Origin of the sequence: Pseudomonas sp. NEEL19, from assembly GCF_028751975.1 — a bacterium.
In the GTDB taxonomy this organism is placed as follows: domain Bacteria; phylum Pseudomonadota; class Gammaproteobacteria; order Pseudomonadales; family Pseudomonadaceae; genus Aquipseudomonas; species Aquipseudomonas juntendi.
On the sequence record NZ_CP081491.1, the window covers coordinates 1,559,662 to 1,576,252 of the forward strand.

A 16,591-nucleotide genomic window follows, 5' to 3' on the forward strand; every position below is an offset into this window, starting at 1 on the left:
GTTCGCGGGTGAACCCGCTCCTACAATGGGTGGCGTAGGAGCGGGTTTACCCGCGAATAGGCCAGTACTGCCAACCCAAAACTTACAGGCTGAAATCCCCCTCAGCCGCCAGCTCGCTCAGCGGCTTGCGCGGGCTGGGCACTTCACGCGCCTGCAGCGCTTCGTCCAGGCTGGCCTTGTCGCCGAGCTTGCCGATCGCCACCATGGCATGCAGCTCGTAGCCTTCAGGGATCTTCAGCTCCTGACGCGCCAGCGCCTGGTCGAAACCGGCCATGCCGTGGGTATGCCAACCACTGATGCTGGCCTGCAGGGCCAGGTGGCCCCAGGCGGAGCCGGTGTCGAAGGTGTGCCACAGTGCCGGTTTTTCTTCGGTGGCACCCGGGGCGGCGAAAGTGGTTTTGGACATCACCAGCACCAGCGCCGACGCCTGTTGCGCCCAGCTACGGTTGAACGGTACCAGCAGGCTCAGGTAGCGCTCCCAGTTCGGGGTGTCACGGCGGGCATACAAGAAGCGCCAAGGCTGCGAGTTGTACGCCGACGGTGCCCAGCGGGCAGCTTCGAGGAAACTCAGCAGGGTCTCTTCGCTGATCGGTTCGGCGGTGAAGGCGCGGGGCGACCAGCGGTTGATGAACTGCTCGTTGATGGCGTAATCGGCAACGCGGGGGTTGGCGCTCATGGCGGCTCCTGCAAACGGACGGAAAACGCGCACGCTACTGCTTCGCGTAGCGACTGACAAGCGGCCTGGCTTTGCTCAAGGCCAGGCTCTAGACTGGCGCCGCTGCGCGCCGCGACCACAAGATGAATGCAGGTAACCGTGTAATGATCGCTGACAACGCGCCGTTCTGGCGGCGCAAGACCCTCGAACAACTCAATGCCCAGGAGTGGGAGTCGCTGTGCGACGGGTGCGGCCTGTGCTGCCTGCAGAAGCTCGAGGACGAGGACGACAACAGCGTCTATTACACGCGTATCGCGTGCAAGCTGCTGGACCTGCAAACCTGCCAGTGCAGCGACTACCCCAACCGCTTCGCCCAGGTGCCGGATTGCATCCAGCTCACCCCAGGCAAGGCCGACCAGTTCACCTGGCTGCCCGGTACCTGTGGTTACCGCTTGGTCAGCGAGGGCAAGGACTTGCCCGCCTGGCACCACCTGGTCTGTGGCGACCGCCAACAGGTCCATGAACAGCGCATTTCCCAGGCGGGGCGTATGCTCAGGGAGCAGGATGTGCACGAAGACGACTGGGAAGACCACCTGATTTTCCGCGCCAGCTGAGCAGCGCGGCCCGCTGCCACGGGGAACAAGGAGTTTCTGTATGCGTTGCCAGCTGTTGTTGCTGTTGGGCCTGATGGCCAGTGCGCCCGCCTGGGCGAAAAAGGTCAATCTCGATTACGAAGTGCGCCTGTTGCCCGCCAGCGGCCAGGCAGAAGTTCGCCTGACCCTGGCGGACGGCAGCGCGGTGCGCAGCCTTGACTTCGACCTGGGCAAGGCCGCGGCCTACAGCGGCTTCCAGGCCGATGGCCAATGGCAACTGAACGGGCAGCGGGGGGTATGGCAGCCTGCGGCCGGCAAGACTAGCCTCAGCTACCGCGTGCTGCTGGACCAGAAGCTTGCCAGCGGCGCGTTTTCGTCACGTATAACCCCGCACTGGGCGCTGTTCCTGGGCGACCAGTTGGTGCCGCCAGCGCGCCTCGACCAGCAGGATGGAACAGAGCTGGTGGCGCGCCTGGCCTTCGACCTGCCAGCGGGCTGGAAGAGCATCGAAACGCCCTGGCCGCGCGTCGGCCAGGACAAGTTCCGCATCGACAATGTATCGCGCCTGTTCGACCGCCCTACTGGCTGGATGCTCGCCGGTGACCTGGGCAGCCGCCGCGCCCGTCTGGGCGATACCGACGTGACCGTGGCCGCGCCGGTGGGGCAGGGCATGCGGCGTATGGACAGCCTGACCTTGCTCACCTTCGTCTGGCCGCAACTGCAGGCAGTGTTCCCGCGCAACCCGCCGAAGCTGTTGCTGGTGGGCGCGCGTGACGGGATGTGGCGTGGGGCGATGGCGGCGCAGGGGTCGGTGTACCTGCACAGTGGCAGGCCGATGGTCAGCGAGAACGGCAGCAGCCCGTTATTGCGTGAGGTGGTGCAGTTGTTTGCCCAGATCCGCGCCCGTGATGGCAATGACTGGTTGGTGGAAAGCCTGACCGATTACTACGCCAGCGAGTTGCTGCGCCGCTCTGGCGGGGTGAGCGACGACCGCTACCAGGCCTGGCAGGCGCGCCTGAGCAAGCAGGGCGCGAAGGTGACCCGGCTGCGTGGCGAACAGGCCACCCCGGCGCAGGTCGCCCGTGGGGTAATGCTGCTGCAGGCGCTGGACAAGGAAATCCGCATCCATACCCAGGCCAAGCGTTCGCTGGATGATGTGGTGCGCGGGTTGATGCGCTTGCCGAGCGTGAGTACCGAAGAGTTCGTGCAGATCAGCGAGAATGTGCTGGGGCGGCGGTCTGAGGTGTTGCAGAGCAAGGCTTTGCGCTAGAAATTCCTATTGCCTGTGCCGGCCTCTTCGCGGGCTTGCCCGCTCCCACAAGATTAGGCATGCGCAACACCTGTGTGAGCGGGCAAGCCCGCGAAGAGGCCGACACAGGCAATGCAGGAATCAACCGCCAGCCAACGGATCCTTCCCGGTCACCGTCACCCCGCGCGTCGCCGCCTCGGCGCTGGCCTTCAACGCCTCCAGGTCCGCCGCGCTACGCTCGATATCCGACCGCAAGCGCTGATACTCCTGCCGGTGCCGCTGCCACCAGGCCTTGGTGGCGCAGTGCCCGCTGACCCCACGCGCCACGGCCAGGCCACCCACTGCCATCTGCAGCAAGCCAACCAGGCCGCCACGGCGCAGCCCTTTGCTGAACATCAGCGCACCACCGGCCAGCGAGCTGGCACGTTCCAGGCCATGAACATTGTGCTGCGACGACGCAGCGAAATGGCTATCGAGCATGGCAAACCCTCCTTGTGGAATGTAAGCAGCTGACCTGCACGGCAACGCCAGCGTTCAGTTGCATCGCTCGGCGGCGAGCCCTGGGTGGGGTTGAAACGGTGAAAAGCAGCTGGCTGTGTCGTATATGGCGAATACCCTGTCCGGTTTGGCAATGCAGCTTCAAGGGTGTTTAATTACCGCTGTCGAAACCGCTGGAGGCCTTGAAAACAAAGGCTCAGACAGATTCAGCCGTTTATCTGAAATGCTGTAGACACATTGTCTAACAGTGCCCTATAGTCGTTATACAAATAGTAGACACAGCGCCATGACCACAAAGAAGGCCGCCATGAAAGCCACCGTTCAACCCCTCGAAGCGCAAGTGCCACCCGACCGCAAGGCGGTGTTGGCCGAGGCGCTGCGCCGCCGGATCCTGAGCATGGAACTGGCCCCGGGGGCGGTAGTGGACGAACTGGCCCTGTGCGACGAATTCGGCCTGTCGCGCCCACCCGTGCGTGAACTGCTGCGCCAGATCGCCGCCGAGGGCTACATCGAACTGGAAGCCAACCGCGCACCGCGGGTGGCGGCCATGAACCACGAGTCGCTGCACAGTTTTTTCGTTGCCGCACCGCTGATCTACATCGCCACCACGCAGTTGGCCGCCACCTATGCCAGTGCCGATGAAATCGACGCGCTCAAGGCCATCCAGGCCCAGTTCCGCCAGGCGATCGAAGACCGTGATGTGGAAAACCGCGTGCTCTACAACGACGCCTTCCACCTGGAAATCGGCAAGATGGCGCACAACGACTACCTGCTGCCGAGCCTGCGTCGCTTGCTGATCGACCACACCCGGCTGGGCAAGATCTTCTATCGCCACCCGACCACCGATGACATGCAACGTGACCTGGAAACCGCTTGCGCGCAGCACGACCAGATGATCGATGCGATCGAGCGCCGTGACCCGCAAACGGCTGGGCAACTGGTGCGTGAGCACTTCGAGCTGTCGCGCCGGCGCATGGCTGAATACGCCGCACCACAAGGGCTGGATGTACCCATACAGATATGAATGACCCGGTCAGGCCGGCACTGGCTGACCGCTCGACGACAACAAGCACCAGGTTAGTCCAATGACAAGAATAAGTTCGTTACCTGCCGATGATGCCACCTGTGGCTGGTATCACCTGAGCCAGCCCCGCACGCCAAGGCCGGCCCACAGCGGCAACACCCAGGCCCGCTGGGTGATCGTCGGCGCCGGTTTCACCGGCCTGGCTGCTGCGCGTCAACTGGCAACGAACTTTCCGCATGACGAAGTGGTGTTGGTCGAAGCCCAGGAGGTCGGCTTCGGCACCTCCGGGCGTAACGCCGGTTTTGCCATCGACCTGCCGCACGACATCGGGGCCGAGGACTACATTGGCGACATCGATATCGCCAAAACCGTGCTCAAGCTCAACCTGGGCGGGCAGTCGTACCTCAAGGAGCTGATCGAGCGCTATGCCATCGAGTGCCAGTTCCGCCACTGCGGCAAGTACCAGGCGGCCGTCGAGGACCGCGGTATTGCCGTGCTGGACGCCTACCGCCGCGGCCTGGACAAGCTGGGCCAGCCTTACGAGGTGATCGAGGGCCGTGACCTGCCCGGGCACATTGGCACGCATTTCTACCGCAAGGGCCTGTTCACCCCGGGCACTGCCTTGCTGCAACCCTCGGCCCTGGTCAAGGGCTTGGCCGACAGCTTGCCGAGCAATGTTTCGCTGTACGAGCACACGCCCATCACCGATGTGGAGTATGGCGACAAGGTGGTGCTGCGCCACGCCAAGGGCTCGATCACAGCCGACAAGCTGGTGCTGACCACCAATGCCTTCGGCATGAGTTTCGGCTTCCTCAAGGGCCGGATGCTGCCGGTGTTCACCTACGGCAGCATCACCCGCCCACTGACCGCTGAAGAGCAGGCGCGGCTGGGGGGCAACCCCTACTGGGGCGTGATCCCTGCCGACCCGTTCGGCACCACCATGCGCCGTACCGTCGACAACCGCCTGCTGATCCGCAACAGCTTCAGTTACAACCCCGACGGGCGCAGCAACCGCAAGTATCTGCAGCGCTTTGCCGAGCGCCACCGTGAATCGTTCTCCCGGCGCTTTCCAATGTTGCCCGGGGTGGACTTCGAGTACACCTGGGGCGGTGCCCTGGCGCTGTCGCGCAACCACATGGGGTTCTTCGGCAAGTTGGCGCCCAATGTGGTCGGCGCACTGTGCTGCAACGGCCTCGGTGTTACCCGTGGCACGGTCACCGGCAAGTTGCTGGCTGACTGGCTGGCGGGCGACAAGAACGAACTTATCGAGTTTTTGCTAAATGCCCCCGGGCCTTCCGCGAACCCGCCGCAGCCCCTGGTTTCGCTGGGTTTGAACGCCAACTTGATGTGGGGGCAGTTCCGCGCTGGCAAAGAAAGCTGATCGCTGACAGGCATCAGGCATAGCACAGACAGGTCGGCACCCAGTTAGCCGGCACGGGCTCACTCGGCCCGAAATTGACCACCGGTGGTTATTACCGGGTCCCCGGGGCTGAACAGTCTTTTCAGTTTCGCGGGCGCGTTCGCCTTGAAAACACGTAGTAAGCAGAAATGGTAGGAACAATAATGACAAGTCCGAATGTTTCGATTGAAGAAGTACCGATCAACAACTTTCACCAGTTGCTGACTTTGCGTTCCGGCGGCGGCTCGTTCGTTGACGGCTATGTACTGAGCATCATTGGCGTGGCCATGGTGCAGATGTCCGCAGGCTTGAGCCTGAGCAGTTTCTGGCAAGGCATGATTGCCGCATCGGCGCTGATCGGCATTTTCTTCGGTGGCTTCTTCGGCGGCTGGCTCACCGACCACTTTGGCCGCAAAAGGGTGTTCTTCGTCGGCCCGACCTTGTTCATCGTGGCCTCGCTGGCGCAGTTCTGGGTGGAGTCGGCCTTGGCGTTGTTCCTGCTACGGTTTGCCATCGGCATTGCCGTGGGCATCGAATACCCGGTGGCCACCTCGTTGCTGGTGGAGTTCCTGCCAAAGAAAAACCGCGGTCCGCGCCTGGCCACCCTGACCGTGCTGTGGTTCGCCGGTGCGGCCACCGCCTACATGGTCGGTGAGGCCATTCTGCGCCACGGCGGTGAAGACGCCTGGCGGCTGGTGCTGGCCAGTGCCGCGGTGATCGGTGCACTGCTGTTTGCCCTGCGCCTGGGTACCCCGGAATCGCCACGCTGGCTGATCAGCAAGGACCGCTCGGCCGAAGCCGAGCAGGTGATCAAGCGTGTGTACGGCCCTGGCTTCTCGCTGAACAACCTGCCGGAAGAGCCCAAGACCCGCAAGCTGTCGTTCCTCAGCCTGCTGCACTCCGGTTACGGCAAGCGCATGTTGTTCGTCAGCCTGTTCTGGACGTGCTCGGTGATCCCGGTGTTCGCCGTGTATGCCTTCGCGCCCAAGGTGCTGGGCGCACTGAACCTGAAAGGGGACTGGGCCGCCATTGGTTCGGTGGCGATCACCTGCCTGTTCGTGGTCGGCTGCATTATCGGTACCCGCCTGCTGAATACCATTGGCCGGCGCACCACGCTGCTGCACAGCTTCTTCTGGTCGGGGCTGGCGCTGCTCGGGCTCGGCGCCTTCAGCAACGCCAGCGAGATGCTCATCCTGGCGCTGTTCGGTGCCTATGCGCTGTTCATCGGCGGCGCCCAGGTGCTGCAACTGGTCTACCCCAACGAACTGTTCCCCACCGAGATCCGCGCAGGCGCGGTGGGCGTGGGCACCTCGCTGTCGCGCGTTGGCGCCGCGATCGGCACCTGGCTGGTGCCCATCGCCCTGGACAGCTATGGCATCGGCGCGACCATGTACGCCGCTGCAGCGGTGACATTCATCGGCCTGGCGATTTCCGTCGCGCTGGCCCCGGAAACCCGCTCGCTGAACCTGCAACAAGCGGCTTCGCTGAGCTGAATGCGCATGACCCGCCGCAGCCACGTGTGCTGCGGCCTTCAAAACACTGAGCAACGCACTGGAGAATCTACCGTGAAATTCGAAGGCATCTACACCCCGGCAATCACCCCGCTGGCTGCGGACGGCTCGATCGACAAGGCGGCGTTCGCCGAGGTCCTCGAATACCTGGTCGAAGCGAAGATCCACGGCGTCATCATTGGTGGCTCCACCGGTGAGTACTACGCCCACACCGCCCAGGAGCGTGTCGAGTTGGCCGCCCAGGCCAAGGACGTGCTCAACGGCCGCCTGCCGCTGATCGTTGGCACCGGTGGCATCCGCACCGAAGACGCCGTGGCCTTCGCCCAGCATGCCAGGGAAATCAAGGCCGATGCGCTGCTGGTCGGTACCCCGCCGTACGCGCTGCCGACCCAGCAGGAAATCGCCCTGCACGTCAAAGCCGTGGACGCTGCCGCCGGCCTGCCGATCATGCTCTACAACTACCCAGGCCGCATGAGCGTGAGCATGGGCGAGGCGTTTTTCGACGCCGTGGCCGACGTGAAGAACATCGTCGCCATCAAGGAAAGCTCCGGCGACATGGCCCAGCTGCACCGCCTGGCCATCCAGCGCCCGAACATCCAGTTGTCCTGCGGCTGGGACGATCAGGCCCTGGAGTTCTTCGCCTGGGGCGCTCAGAGCTGGGTCTGCGCCGGCTCCAACTTCATCCCGCGCGAGCACGTTGCCCTGTACGAGGCCTGCGTGATCGAAAAGAACTTCGACAAAGGCCGCAAGATCATGGCCGCCATGATGCCGCTGATGGACTTCCTCGAAGGTGGCAAGTTCGTTCAGGCGATCAAGCACGGCGTTGCCCTCAACGGCCTGAAGACCGGTGGTGTGCGCAAGCCGCTGTATGACCTGGATGACGCCGAGAAGGCCGAACTTCAGCGTGTGGTCACCGAACTCAAGGCCACCATCGCCCAGATCAAATAAGGAGGCTGGAAAAAATGGCTGAATTGCTGAGCAAGGAACAATACGCGGCCATCGCCGCCGACCTGCAACTGCGCACCCAGGCGTTCATCGACGGTGAGTTCCGCGATGCAATCTCTGGCCGCACCTTCGTCACCACCAACCCGGCCACCGGCAAGCAGCTGGCCGAAGTCGCCGCCTGCGACGTCAACGACGTGAACGTCGCCGTGGCGGCGGCCAAGCGGGTGTTCGAGGCAGGCACCTGGTCGAAGATGCAGCCGAACGACCGCAAGCACGTGCTGCAGAAATTCGCCCAGTTGCTGGAAGACAACGCCCACGAACTGGCAGTGCTGGAAGCGCTGGACAGCGGCAAGCCGGTCAGTGAATGCCAGACCGTCGACGTGCCGGAGACCATCCACACTATCCGCTGGCACGCCGAGCTGATCGACAAGATCTACGACGCCACCGCCCCGACCGGCAACGCTGCCGTGACCATGGTGGTGCGTGAAGCCATTGGCGTGGTCGGCCTGGTGCTGCCGTGGAACTTCCCGCTGCTGATGCTGGCCTGGAAGATCGCCCCGTCGCTGGCCGCCGGTTGCTCGATCGTGGTCAAGCCGGCCAAGGAAACCACCCTCAGCGCCCTGCGTGTGGCCGAGCTGGCCCATGAAGCCGGTATCCCGGCCGGTGTGTTCAACCTGGTGCCCGGTGGTGGCCGTGAAGTGGGCGAGGCCATTGGCCGCCACATGGACATCCCGATGGTCAGCTTCACTGGCTCCACCGACACCGGCCGCCTGTTCCTGAAATATGCTGCCGAGTCCAACCTCAAGCGCATCGTTCTGGAGCTGGGTGGCAAGAACCCGGCTGTGGTCATGAACGACTGCGAAGACCTCGACGAAGTGGCGCAGTTCGTCACCGCCGGTGCGTTCTGGAATATGGGTGAGAACTGTTCGGCCTCCTCGCGCCTGATCGTGCACAAGGACGTGAAAGACGAACTGCTGGGCCTGATCGCCAAGCACTTGAAGGACTGGAAGCTGGGCGACCCGCTGGACCCGGACAACCGCCTGGGCGCGATGGTCAGCAAGTCGCATTTCGAGAAGGTCAAGTCGTACCTGGAATACGCTGCCGGGCAAAAACTCAGCATCGTTCAGGGCGGCGAAACCGAGAACGGCGTGTATGTGCAGCCCACCATCGTTGACAACGTTGGCCGTGACAGCAAGCTGTTCGTCGAGGAAATCTTCGGCCCGGTGCTGAGCGTGACCAGCTTCGCAACGATTGATGAAGCCATCGAGCTGGCCAACGACACCGTCTACGGCCTGGCCGCCTCGGCCTACACCGGCAGCCTGCGCAATGCGCTGCGCCTGTCGCGTGAAATCCGCGCCGGGGTGGTCACGGTCAACTGCTTCGGCGAAGGTGACGTGACCACGCCGTTCGGTGGCTACAAGGAGTCTGGCTTTGGTGGGCGCGACAAGTCCATCTGGGCCCATGACCAATACACGGAGCTGAAGACCATCTGGATCAACGCTTCGTGAGCTGAGCAAGACCGGTGCTGCTCTGACGGAGTTCGGCACCTGGCCGCTTTTGTGGTGGCTGTACCGGCGGTGAGCCGGTACAGCCACTGCAAGGGCGGCTTTTTACTTGAATTTGGGCCCCGAACGGGTATTCAGCCCCTTGGCCATACGGTCGTACAGCACCACATTCACCGTCGCCGCCAGGTTCATGCAGCCCTCGGTCGGGATGTAGATGGTCTCTTCACACCAACCGCGCACTTCTTCGCTCAGCGACCCGTCTTCTGGGCCGAAGATGTAGATGGCGCGGTCCGGGTGGGTGTATTCCGGCAGGGGCCGGGCGCCGTCCACCAGCTCTACCGCCACCGGGGTGCAGCCCAGCGGAATGATGCGTTGCAGGTCATCGATGCCGATCAGCGGGATGTCGTAGTGCACGCGCTTGGTGTCGGTGACGAAGTCACGGGCGCGCTCATACCGTTTGCCGGTGTAGAACACCGAGTTGACGCCATAGCAGCCCGCGGCGCGCATCACCGAGCCGACGTTTTCCGGCGACTTGGGGTTGAACAGGCCGATGCAGCTGTATCGTTTGTTTGCCACGTACCGGGGCCCTTCGCGAAAAAAAGCGCGATTATACGGGCTGCCCGGTAGCAGCGGGGGGCGAATCGATGGTCAGTCTTTCTTCAGCAAGCCAGCCAGGCCGGCAAACGGGTTGTGCGTGGCCTTGGCGATGCTCGGGGTGCTGGTGGAGCCTTCGCTGAAGTACTGCTGGTCGGTGTAGCGCGAATGCTCGTTGTCGTGGCAGTACAGGCACAGCAGCTCCCAGTTCGAGCCGTCCTGGGGGTTGTTGTCGTGGTTGTGGTCGCGGTGGTGCACGGTCAGCTCGCTCAGGCGCTTGCCGGCGAACTCGCGGGCGCAGCGGCCGCACACGTGCGGGTACATTCTCAGGGCCTTGTCGCGGTAGCCCATTTCCTTGTCACGCTTGGCGTCGGCGAGAATGCGGTCCAGGCGCGCGGTGGCGGCAGCGGAAGAGGAGGCGCTCATGGTGTTTCCTTTGTTCTGATCAGGCAGGTGACGGTTATGCCATTGAGTCTAGCGCGCTTGCAGGGCGGGCGGACAGGCGAAAGCGTTGATTTAGGCGTAGCCTGTAGGAAGGTTCCCGACAGGAGGTTACTGATGTTGCGCGCGATCCTAGCCGTGCTGTGGCTGGCGGGCCTGCCCATGGCCGATGCCGCCAGTACGCCGCCCCGGCTGGCGACCCCGGTGCCCGGTGCGCCGGGTACGCCCACGCCCACGCCTTACCCGCAGATCACCCCGAGCACGCCGCCCAAGGCTTATGACAGCCAGCCGGGTGCGCCTTTGCTGCCACCGATGCCGGTGCCCGGGCCGCCGAAGGATGAGCCCTTGCCGGGGTTGCGGCCGGAGCCGGCGAAGCCGGCGCAAGATGATGATTGACTGCGGCGGTGCGTTGGCGGTGGGATTTTAGGGGGGCAGTGCCCTGTGGGAGATAACACAGCCCTACGGGCTGCGCTGTCGCGCAGAGAACTCAATTCATAACCGCGACGCGGCCCGCTCCCACAAAGACCCCGCTAAATCAATAAGTTATGTACTGTTCTATGAGAGCGGCCTTGTGTCGTGAAAGGGGCGCAAAGCGCCCCGGCCATCTCAAGCAATACCCAATTCGCCAAACACGAACGCATACTCCAGCGCCACATCCTTGAGCCCCTGATACCGCCCGCTCATCCCGCCGTGCCCGGCGCCCATCTCGGTCTTGAGCAACAGCAGGTTGTCATCGGTCTTGCGCGTGCGCAGCCGCGCCACCCACTTGGCCGCCTCCCAGTACTGTACGCGGCTGTCGTTGTAGCCCGCCACCACCAGCATCGCCGGGTAGGCCTGGGCCTTCACGTTCTCGTAGGGCGCATAAGCCTTGATCCGCGCATACACTTCCGGCTCCTCAGGGTTGCCCCACTCGTCGTACTCGGTCACGGTCAACGGCAGGTCGGGGTCGAGCATGGTGTTGAGCACGTCGACGAACGGCACCTCGGCGACCGCACAGCGGAACAGTTCGGGGCGCAGGTTGAGCACCGCGCCGATCAACAGGCCACCGGCACTGCCACCACTGATGGCCAGCCGGTCGGGCGCCGTCACGCCCTGGGCGACCAGGTGTTCGGCACAGGCGATGAAGTCGCTGAAGGTGTTGTGCTTGTGCGCCTGCTTGCCGGCACGGTACCAGGCTTCGCCCAGCTCGCCACCACCGCGTACATGGGCGATGGCGAAGGCCACGCCGCGCTGCAGCAGGCTCAGGCGTGCATGCGAGAACCATGGGTCGAGGCTTTCGCCATAGGCGCCGTAGCCGTACAGGTACAGCGGCACGGTCTGGCCCAGGTCCTGGCGGCGCCGCACCAGGCTGATCGGCACCTGGGTGCCGTCGGCGGCAGTCGCCCACAAGCGTTCGCTGACATAGTCGTCGGCATCGAAGGCGCCCAGTACCGGTGTTTGCTTGAGCACCACCTGGGCGCCGCTGGCCAGCTCCAGCTGGCGCACCTGGGCCGGGCGGTTGAGTGCTTCGTAGCGCAGGCGCAGGCGGGGGCTGGCGAACTCCAGGCTGTCTTGCACGTACAGGCTGTAGGCGGCATCCGGCAGCTCGACACGGTAGGCCGCCAGACCTTGCGGGCGCACTTCGATGATCGGCAGGCCGCCTTCGCGCAGGCTCAGGGTCAGGGCGCCGGCATTCAGGCTCAGCCCTTCAAGCATGACTGCCTCGCGGTGCGGCACCAGTGCCTGCCATTGCTCGCGGCCCGGTACCTCGGTAGCCGGGGCGTAATACAGGGCGAAGTTGATACCGTCCTGGTTAGTGCGGATAAACCAGCACCACGCGCCGTCGAGCTGGCCGTGGTCGGGGAAGTATTCATGGCCCTCGACACGTGGCGCCAGGCAAATGAATGGCGCCTGTGGGGTTTCGGCGTTCAGCACCCAGGCTTCGCTGGTGGTCTTGCTGTTCAGCAGCAGCACCAGCTGGCGCTCGGAGCTGGTGCGGTAGCAATGCAGGAAGAAGCGCCCGTCGGGCTCCTCGAACACGCGCTCGGCACCGCGGCTGCCCAGCGTGTGGCGGCACAGGCGCCATGGCCGGTGGGTGTCGTCCAGCTCGGCGAAGAACAGTGTCTGGCTGTCGTTGGCCCAGGTCATGCTGCCGTCGCAGTCTTCGAAGGGCAGGGCGGTGATCGCGCCGCTGGCGAGGTCTTTCACGTACAGGCTGTAGACCTCGTCGCCACTGGTATCCAGGCTGTAGGCCAGCAGGCGGTGGTCGGGGCTGACACTGAACGCGCCCAGCGAGAGGAAGCCGCCGTTGGCCAGTGCGTTGGGGTCGAGCAACAGCTGTTCCTGGCTTTCATCGACGGTGTTGCTGTCGTCGGCCGGGCGTGGGCAGCGGTAGTGGCGCGGGTACTCGTCGCCAGCGGTGGTGCGGGTGTAGTACAGGTACGGCCCCCAGGGTGAAGGCAGCGACAGGTCGGTCTCCTGGATGCGGCCCTTGATCTCTTCGAACAATTGCTCGCGCAGGGGCTCTTGGTCGGCCAGGCAGGCTTGCTGGTAGGCGTTTTCGGCCTGCAGGTAGGCGAGCACCTCGGGGGTGTCGCGCTGTTGCAGCCAGGCATACGGGTCGGCGGCCTGGTCGGCATGGGCAATCGGCGGTTGGGGCTTGGTCGGCATCGAGGATCTCTTGGTTGGGGTGGCCTGGGCCCGGCTGCGAAGCGGCCGGCGCAGGCAAACACTGTGTGCGCCCGGAAAAGTGTTTATCATAGGCACCTCTTTGCCTGGCTTGCACGAACACCATGATCGAGAACGACTACACCTTGGCCTGGGGCCTGTACGCGGTTGCCGCTTTGGGCTGCCTGCTGGTGGGCTTCAAACTGACCGGCTGGATGTGGCGCTGGTTGCGCGAGCCCCTGCGCGTGGTGCTGGCGGTGCTGTTGCTGACGCCGACCGTGGTTGACCCGGTCAAGGACAGCTTCGCCCCGGCCATCGCCATCACCACCCTGGATGTGGCGTTCAAGGTTGGCAACAATGCCTGGCGCGCAGTTTCCGATTTTGCCATGTACGGCATGATCGCCTTTGCCTTGTATGCCCTCTTCGTATTGCTGCGCTGGCCGCTGGAAAAGCGCGCCTGCGAGCGGCGGGCCCAGGCTGAGGCCGCGGCCCAGCGCGAGCAGGCCGAAGATGACCGGCTCGGCGCCCAGGCCCCTTTGGCCGCCGAGCGCAGCGACCGTTACCGTGACCTTCCGCCACCTGCGGCACCCGGGGGAAATGGCCGGGTCGAGCCCCGTCTGTAAGCGGAGACACAGCCATGTGCGAACTGTTGGGCATGAGTGCCAACGTCCCTACCGACATTGTCTTCAGCTTTACCGGCCTGATGCAGCGCGGTGGCCGCACCGGCCCGCACCGCGATGGCTGGGGCATCGGCTTCTATGAAGGGCGCGGCCTGCGCCTGTTCCAGGACCCGGCTGCCAGCAGCGAGTCGGAGGTAGCCAGCCTGGTGCAGCGCTACCCGATCAAGAGCGAAGTGGTCATTGGCCATATCCGCCAGGCCAACGTCGGCAAGGTCTGCCTGGCCAACACCCATCCGTTCATGCGCGAAATGTGGGGCCGTAACTGGTGCTTTGCGCACAACGGCCAGTTGGGCGCCTTCAAGGGCCTGGGCAGTTTCTATCGGCCGGTAGGCGATACCGACAGCGAGGCGGCCTTTTGCGACCTGCTCAACCGCATTCGCAGCGCCTTCCCCGAGCCGGTGCCGGTGGAACAGCTGTTGCCGGTGCTGGTCGAAGCCTGTGCCGGTTACCGCGGGCAGGGCGTGTTCAACTGCATGCTCAGCGACGGTGACTGGCTGTTCTGCTTCTGTTCGACCAAGCTGGTGCACATTACCCGGCGTGCGCCGTTTGGTGCGGCACGCTTGAAGGATGTCGACCTGATCGTCGACTTCCATACGCAAACCACCCCCAACGACGTGGTCACGGTGATTGCCACCGAGGCCCTGACCGAGAACGAGACCTGGCAGCGCTACGCGCCGGGTCAATGGGCCCTGTGGCGGCACGGTGAATGTGTGGCGCACGGCCAGAGCTAAGGACGCTGCATGTTCAGAAGTTACCTGCGGTTGCTGCTGTTCACCTTCGGCCTGTTGGCCGGTATTCAGGTGCCGGGGCTGGTGAAAGACTACAGCCAGCGGGTGGAGGCGCACCTGTACGAGTCGCGCGAGGCGCTGGACGGCTTCAAGCAGACGGCCGAGCGCTTTTTCAATGGCGACCTGCAGGCCTTGCTACGGCACTACCGCAGCAGTGATGACCCAGTGTTCAACAGTGACGCCAACAGCATCGAAAGCCTGATCATCCGCAACCAGTTGCTGGAGAACGAGTGGCAGGCCCTGCAAGGGCCTTGGGCCGCACGCACCTGGCATGTGCTGGTGCAGGCCGACCCGCAGCTGCGTGAAGAAACCCTCAACGGCTACAGCTACCAGATTCTGCTGGTGCCCGAGGCCATCGGCTGGGGTGTTGGCGCAGGGTTTGTGCTGGCGTTCTTGGTCGAAAGCCTATTGCTGGGGCTTGGCTGGGTGATCCTCGGGGGGCGGCGTCGGGTGGTGAAAGAGAGCTGGCGCTGAGTGCTGGCGCGCAGGTGCCGCTGTTCACGCCAGTTTTGCGCTTATAGGATTAACGGCATTTTCTTCCAGGCACTCGCTTGCTAGGCATCGCACCGCAATGCAGGAAAATTCCAAACAGAGTCATCCACCCTAACGCTGGATTTGACGTCAGTAAGAGTGGTTGGTAGCCGACAAACAAGAAGTAGGATTGTTCGATTGCTCTCATATAATACGTTATGAAGAACACGTTGTAGGCAAAGCAGATAAAGAGCAGCGAATAACCTAGATGTCGTCCGGAGCACAGGTGCCGTAATGTGAATGCAATGACTACGCTGCCTATGATCATTATTGAAAAAGACAGGGTATTCATTGTTTTTCCCACTCAACCAGAATTTGCTCTCCCGTCATCATGTCTATTCCAACTTCAAACATGATCGAACCTTTTCCCATCTCCCTGTAAGCCCGAATTTTGTCGGCTTCAATGTAACGGAAAAGTCGCCATGTGCCGGTTTTTAGGATCATGTGACTCATGCCGAATGCTGACAGACCTATATCCACAGCGCCGTACCCAATGTTGCCTTGCGATGCGCGTCCACCTGCTATTTCAGCTATTCTCTGGTAGCCTTTACGTACTGGGCCAATGGTGTCATTTCGGCCGGTAGCAATATTACGCCCGTTTTCGTAAATGTTGTTGGCACCATGGAGTATCAGCGGTAACCCCCCAAGCGTGCAGCCCAACCCAAGCGACAATTTACACACCGCAACCCCGGTACCTATCTGAAGTACTCCGGCTGCAACCCCCGCAACCAGCTTGCTATATTCTAGTGCTTGTTCGAAAAGGAGTGAATATTCCTTGGTTAGTGCCTTTTGCGCTTCTTCAGGCGATAGCCGGCCATCTTGAGTCGCAGTAACGATTGCCTGCCCCGCACGTGATATTTCCTGGGTAAACTTGGCCCGAAGCCGTTCGTCACTCAAGCATTGCACCCCAACGTGGCGTGCATATAGCGTCAAGCGATTTGCCATGTCATTGACTTCGGATGTTTCGGGGGAGTTGGCGAGTGTGCTGCTGTCAAGCGGCTTCACACCCCCTCGCCCCAATTTGCGTAGCCACTGGTATTCGCTCCCAGATGATGCCAGCCGACGAATCCATAGCGAATGGCAAGGTACTCCTGTGGGTCCTGGTCGTTGAGCAAGATGGAGTGCGGCATCTCGATGCGGTGGTCCACAAGTAACCCATCGGACAGAGTTATTTGAAAGTAGTGCTCATACTCGCTATTGTTGTTTCTGCGAAAAAAATTGATCTTGCATTCTACTATCTCGCGATTTGTCAATGCTTGGGCGAGTAGAGGCGTCGATTTGTCAACATGCTTTGTAATCAGAACAGGTCGATGAGTTGCAGCCTTGGTATTGTCCAAGCTGGCAAGGCTATGACTGAACGAAAGCACCATGATTTCATCACGGTGGGCACTCTGGCATCGGTTACCGATGGATTCAGTTGTGGAGCAGCCCGCTGAGATCAGCCCTTGTTGCCTGCCCGTCATAGTCATATATCCATGGAAAGCCATATCTACAACTCCCTGTCAGTGAGGGTTCAAAAGCTAGAGTGCGCA

18 protein-coding genes are annotated in these 16,591 nt (G+C 62.7%); 11 read left to right on the top strand and 7 right to left on the bottom strand.

The annotated features are described in order from the left end of the window. Positions 1-82: 82 nt before the first annotated feature. Positions 83-676: a nitroreductase family protein gene (locus K4A76_RS07090; RefSeq protein WP_009686805.1), complete on the bottom strand. Its 594-nt coding sequence runs from the start codon at positions 674-676 to the stop codon at positions 83-85. 143 nt (positions 677-819) lie between these two features. On the opposite strand from K4A76_RS07090, the gene K4A76_RS07095 reads away from it, so the two are divergent. Beyond that, entirely contained in the window at positions 820-1,269 is a 450-nt protein-coding gene (locus K4A76_RS07095; RefSeq protein ID WP_274411816.1) for a YcgN family cysteine cluster protein, read from the top strand. Positions 1,270-1,309: 40 nt separating this feature from the next. Beyond that, on the top strand, positions 1,310-2,518 hold the full coding sequence (locus K4A76_RS07100; RefSeq protein WP_274411817.1) for a hypothetical protein: 1,209 nt from the start codon (positions 1,310-1,312) through the stop codon (positions 2,516-2,518). A gap of 120 nt (positions 2,519-2,638) precedes the next feature. On the opposite strand, the gene K4A76_RS07105 is transcribed toward K4A76_RS07100, so the two are convergent. After that, positions 2,639-2,977 (bottom strand): YgaP-like transmembrane domain, encoded by a 339-nt coding sequence (locus K4A76_RS07105; protein ID WP_274411818.1) that lies wholly within the window; start codon positions 2,975-2,977, stop codon positions 2,639-2,641. 325 nt (positions 2,978-3,302) lie between these two features. On the opposite strand from K4A76_RS07105, the gene K4A76_RS07110 reads away from it, so the two are divergent. From K4A76_RS07110 to K4A76_RS07130, 5 genes are all read left to right on the top strand, one after another. Continuing rightward, a complete protein-coding gene (locus K4A76_RS07110) occupies positions 3,303-4,019 on the top strand; it encodes a GntR family transcriptional regulator (protein WP_054913774.1) in 717 nt (238 codons plus the stop codon). A 61-nt stretch (positions 4,020-4,080) separates the two neighbouring features. Beyond that, positions 4,081-5,400, top strand: coding sequence for an NAD(P)/FAD-dependent oxidoreductase (locus K4A76_RS07115; protein WP_274411819.1), 1,320 nt, complete (start codon positions 4,081-4,083; stop codon positions 5,398-5,400). Positions 5,401-5,582: 182 nt separating this feature from the next. Beyond that, the gene (locus tag K4A76_RS07120; protein WP_274411820.1) at positions 5,583-6,911 is read left to right on the top strand and encodes an MFS transporter; all 1,329 of its coding nucleotides are present in this window, start codon (positions 5,583-5,585) and stop codon (positions 6,909-6,911) included. 72 nt (positions 6,912-6,983) lie between these two features. Then, positions 6,984-7,877, top strand: coding sequence for a dihydrodipicolinate synthase family protein (locus K4A76_RS07125; protein ID WP_274411821.1), 894 nt, complete (start codon positions 6,984-6,986; stop codon positions 7,875-7,877). A 14-nt stretch (positions 7,878-7,891) separates the two neighbouring features. Beyond that, entirely contained in the window at positions 7,892-9,382 is a 1,491-nt protein-coding gene (locus K4A76_RS07130; RefSeq protein WP_110677831.1) for an aldehyde dehydrogenase, read from the top strand. A 102-nt stretch (positions 9,383-9,484) separates the two neighbouring features. On the opposite strand, the gene K4A76_RS07135 is transcribed toward K4A76_RS07130, so the two are convergent. Together K4A76_RS07135 and K4A76_RS07140 are read right to left on the bottom strand one after the other, a co-directional pair. Next, positions 9,485-9,955, bottom strand: a complete 471-nt coding sequence (locus tag K4A76_RS07135; RefSeq protein ID WP_009686799.1) for an RNA methyltransferase — start codon at positions 9,953-9,955, stop codon at positions 9,485-9,487. A gap of 72 nt (positions 9,956-10,027) precedes the next feature. Further along, the gene (locus tag K4A76_RS07140) at positions 10,028-10,399 is read right to left on the bottom strand and encodes a YajD family HNH nuclease (RefSeq protein WP_009686798.1); all 372 of its coding nucleotides are present in this window, start codon (positions 10,397-10,399) and stop codon (positions 10,028-10,030) included. 132 nt (positions 10,400-10,531) lie between these two features. On the opposite strand from K4A76_RS07140, the gene K4A76_RS07145 reads away from it, so the two are divergent. Further along, a complete protein-coding gene (locus K4A76_RS07145) occupies positions 10,532-10,810 on the top strand; it encodes a hypothetical protein (RefSeq protein WP_274411822.1) in 279 nt (92 codons plus the stop codon). 210 nt (positions 10,811-11,020) lie between these two features. Here K4A76_RS07145 and K4A76_RS07150 read toward each other — a convergent pair whose 3' ends face one another. After that, entirely contained in the window at positions 11,021-13,063 is a 2,043-nt protein-coding gene (locus K4A76_RS07150; RefSeq protein WP_182366218.1) for a S9 family peptidase, read from the bottom strand. Positions 13,064-13,185: 122 nt separating this feature from the next. Between K4A76_RS07150 and K4A76_RS07155 the strand changes: the two genes are divergently transcribed. The 3 genes from K4A76_RS07155 to K4A76_RS07165 are packed head-to-tail and all read left to right on the top strand — an operon-like array spanning position 13,186 to position 15,002. Then, positions 13,186-13,683 (top strand): MFS transporter, encoded by a 498-nt coding sequence (locus K4A76_RS07155; protein WP_274411823.1) that lies wholly within the window; start codon positions 13,186-13,188, stop codon positions 13,681-13,683. A gap of 14 nt (positions 13,684-13,697) precedes the next feature. Further along, positions 13,698-14,471, top strand: coding sequence for a class II glutamine amidotransferase (locus K4A76_RS07160; protein WP_054881632.1), 774 nt, complete (start codon positions 13,698-13,700; stop codon positions 14,469-14,471). 9 nt (positions 14,472-14,480) lie between these two features. Beyond that, positions 14,481-15,002, top strand: coding sequence for a DUF2937 family protein (locus tag K4A76_RS07165; RefSeq protein ID WP_110677827.1), 522 nt, complete (start codon positions 14,481-14,483; stop codon positions 15,000-15,002). Between the two features lie 345 nt (positions 15,003-15,347). On the opposite strand, the gene K4A76_RS07170 is transcribed toward K4A76_RS07165, so the two are convergent. Then, positions 15,348-15,956, bottom strand: a complete 609-nt coding sequence (locus tag K4A76_RS07170; RefSeq protein WP_158622672.1) for a DUF4225 domain-containing protein — start codon at positions 15,954-15,956, stop codon at positions 15,348-15,350. Positions 15,957-16,060: 104 nt separating this feature from the next. After that, on the bottom strand, positions 16,061-16,546 hold the full coding sequence (locus tag K4A76_RS07175; protein ID WP_274411824.1) for an Hcp family type VI secretion system effector: 486 nt from the start codon (positions 16,544-16,546) through the stop codon (positions 16,061-16,063). Between the last annotated feature and the right edge of the window lie 45 nt (positions 16,547-16,591).